The organism is Actinomycetota bacterium, from assembly GCA_018830725.1.
GTDB lineage: Bacteria > Actinomycetota > Humimicrobiia > JAHJRV01 > JAHJRV01 > JAHJRV01.
Genome location: JAHJRV010000090.1, coordinates 1 through 3,183, shown reverse-complemented (window position 1 = coordinate 3,183; position 3,183 = coordinate 1). Strand labels below are relative to the sequence as shown.

4 protein-coding genes are annotated in these 3,183 nt (G+C 29.2%); 2 read left to right on the top strand and 2 right to left on the bottom strand.

Annotation, left to right across the window (positions count from 1 at the left end):
- The coding region (locus KKC53_04220) for a HEAT repeat domain-containing protein (GenBank protein ID MBU2598372.1) at positions 1 to 384 on the top strand (384 nt) is incomplete at its 5' end.
- A gap of 33 nt (positions 385 to 417) precedes the next feature.
- Positions 418 to 1,614, top strand: a complete 1,197-nt coding sequence (locus KKC53_04215; GenBank protein MBU2598371.1) for a hypothetical protein — start codon at positions 418 to 420, stop codon at positions 1,612 to 1,614.
- 173 nt (positions 1,615 to 1,787) lie between these two features.
- Here the strand turns inward: KKC53_04215 and KKC53_04210 are convergent, their stop codons facing one another.
- Together KKC53_04210 and KKC53_04205 are read right to left on the bottom strand one after the other, a co-directional pair.
- Positions 1,788 to 2,207, bottom strand: coding sequence for a DUF86 domain-containing protein (locus tag KKC53_04210; protein MBU2598370.1), 420 nt, complete (start codon positions 2,205 to 2,207; stop codon positions 1,788 to 1,790).
- Between the two features lie 66 nt (positions 2,208 to 2,273).
- Positions 2,274 to 2,918 (bottom strand): ribbon-helix-helix protein, CopG family, encoded by a 645-nt coding sequence (locus KKC53_04205; GenBank protein ID MBU2598369.1) that lies wholly within the window; start codon positions 2,916 to 2,918, stop codon positions 2,274 to 2,276.
- Positions 2,919 to 3,183 lie beyond the last annotated feature (265 nt).

Here is a 3,183-nt window from a genome sequence, read left to right as displayed (position 1 = left end):
GTAGAACCATTAATTAATGCCCTTAAAGATGAAGATAAAGATGTACGAATAAGTGTAGTAGAAGCTCTTGGAAAAATAGGGGATGTAAAAGCAGTAGAACCATTAATTAATGCCCTTAAGGACAAAGATACGGTTGTTAAGAGATATGTAGTAGAAGCTCTTGGAAGGATAGAGAGTGAAATGGCAATAGAACCTCTCATTCAAGTTCTTAGAGATAAAAATTTGTATGTTCAAGCTGCAGCAACAGAAGCTCTTGGAAGGATAGGGGGACCAGCAGTAGAACCTCTAATTCAAGCCCTAAAAAACAAAGACAAGGATCTTCAGAAGGCTGCTAAAAGGATTTTAATTAGAATTAGAGCAAAGAAATCTAAAAATGATAAGTGAATTTTATAACTTAAAAAAAATAAGGTAAGAAATATGAAAAGAGAAGAAATATTACAGAATGCAAAGGGTTATTGTTTTTTCATTGGTTTAAACGATAGTGGAGCAGAATTATGTAGAGCTAATACTGTTTATGGCATTGCAGCAATTCATTACATTCAACATCAACTTGGTATGAGCCCAAATGCTACCTTTATTGCTTCACCAGATATGACCATTACTAGAAACACAAATAGATGGAAAAGTGGGTTTGGATATGGAGGGAAGATAAGCTGGGGAGAAGGGGAAGATGAATTAATTATTCTTGACACAAAGCCTAATGCATGTGGAATGCTTGTTGGTGGATTAGATAAATTACCCGATATTGAGGTTTTAATTAGAAAGATACATAAGATGGAAACGAGTAAAATACAGATAGACGGTGTTACATTGAAATGGGACTTTTACAAAGGAAATCACTTTATAGATATATTTGAAGTAGAACCTGTTGCAAAATTTGATATAAATCTACCTCCATATGCTTTTGTAATACACGGATCTGCTGATGAATTTAGAGGGGATAATAAATTAGGTTTCGGAATATATTATGATAAGAGCAAACAATTGTATAATATGGCAGAACATATTAAAACACCTTTTGGAACTTTTAATATACTAACAGGTAATGATGCTAAAAAGTATTTTGAAAAATATAATTATGTTGAGAATTTTGCTAAGAAAAAAAGGATAATGGGTGCTGAACTCTTGTTTGAAGAATTCACAAAAATTTCTAATGAAATGCATCAAGGCCTTATAAATATGAATGAGATAGTCCTGGGTTGTCATTATTTAAGAAACTTGAATACACTTTTTTCAATAACGCTAAGAGGAGATTTGCCTGCTTATTTGGTAAAAGGTAACCCAAATTTAAGTCCTCAAAGTATAGAGTTATTAGGTTTTGAAAAAAGAGCAAAAAGATTGGGGGTTTATAATAGGCTTATAAATGCTAACATAATACCTCATGGTGGAGGATATGTCTTTCCTGATATTTTAACTATAAATAAAGTGATAGAAGTTGAGGGGAAAAGATACTTTGAAGTTGAGATGCAAAATGATAGAGGTAAGAAAATCATATCAGAAGTGCGGGAGTTAGCTTATGAATATAGAGGACGGAATGTAGTGCTACGCGCTTTAGAAATTGGAATAATAGATATTGTTGCTAAGTTGATTCCACAATATGTCCTAAAAATATAATGATTAAAATTCTTAATTATCTTTTCTGACAATCTATATTTTTTATAAATATAGTGAGGTCTTGCGACATATATAAGGGTCAATCTTTCAATTAATAAGCTATGAAGTTTTAAGTAACTATTTGATTCTTTTGTAAAAGAATTCTCTTTTAATCACTAATAATTTCCCAATTGTTATTGTTTTAAATAGTCATTAACCTCTTTTATAAAAGTTGTATAAAGTTCTATCGCATCATTAATGCTACTATAAACAATATCATCCTTTATCTCATCATATTCGTGAACTAATCTATTTCTCAAACCAGCCGAGGGAGCTAATTTTTCTCCAAGTTGCTTTGATATTAATCCAATTTCAATAGCTTTTATAAATGAGTCATAATAATCAGTTGGTGGATTTTTTCCAATCTCAATAATAACATATGAATTTATATCAGTTGCTACTTCTGCAAGTAATAAAATTAATCTTTCAACTGCTCTTTTTTTGATAAAATCTCTTTTGTATTCTTCAAAAGTAATGTTAGAAAAAGTTTTTAATTCCTGTATATAATTTTTTATTTTTAGTAGCTTGCTTAATATAAGATCCTTGTTTATCAATTAATCCTCTTTATTTAACATAAGTAGACTGCTCTGTCTTGTGTAAGGCGCTTCCCAGTAAAAAATTCAAATTTTATTTTCCAATAAAAAGTTTTTAATACTTTTTTGATATAAATTACGAAATTTTTTTGTATCCATATAGTACTTTAATGACTTTATTTTAAAATTATCCAGTATTTCCTTCTCTCTCTCAAATATTGCTGTTCCTTTAGTGGCTACCTCATTTTTGAGTACTGGATTTGCTCGATTAAGAATTACCAAGTCAATATTATCCATCTTTAATAGTCTAACAAGGTCAGAGGAAATATCTAAAAGTAATTCTGAATATTTGTCTTTACCTATATCAGTTTTAAGAAGAATTCCAACATCCAAATCACTTAAAATTGTTGCATCATCAGTAGAGTAGGAACCAAATATAAAGGACGCAATTACCTCAGGACGGTTTTTAAAATAAATTCTAATTATTGAAAAAAGCTCAGCCCTCTTTTCTTTAGATATTTTTTTAATTTTTTCTACCGTGATTGTTTCTTTAGCTTCTAAATCAATGAGACCTTTTTTTTGTTCAACCGCCATATCTTTATCTCTTCTACCCATGTATTCTCTCAATGACTCTCTGATTAACTCACTTCTTTTTCTATGTTCTTTTTTTGAGAATTCGTCAACCTTTGATAGAAAATCTTTTGGGATGGTTATATTAATTCTCTTAGCCATATTTATCACCAAAATCTATTTTTAGTTTATTTAAATCAATACTACTATAATTTTATAAAAAAATCAATATAAAATACACATAAAGTGTGTATTTTTTAATTTTAATGAAGTATCTATATCTAAATTGGTATTTTCTATTTTAATGATATAATTTACTTTTAATAAGAAGATTTTAAAAAAGTAGGAATGATTCTTTGTCATAACGGAGTAGTTAGAGGATATTCCAAGGACGGAAAAAAAGTAAAAGGATTAAAAGTAAAATTAG

Bases quoted from the DNA above. Each gene is read 5' to 3' on its own strand.
- KKC53_04215 (MBU2598371.1), top strand. From the start codon at position 418: ATGAAAAGAGAAGAAATATTACAGAATGCAAAGGGTTATTGTTTTTTC.
- KKC53_04205 (MBU2598369.1), bottom strand. From the start codon at position 2,918: ATGGCTAAGAGAATTAATATAACCATCCCAAAAGATTTTCTATCAAAG.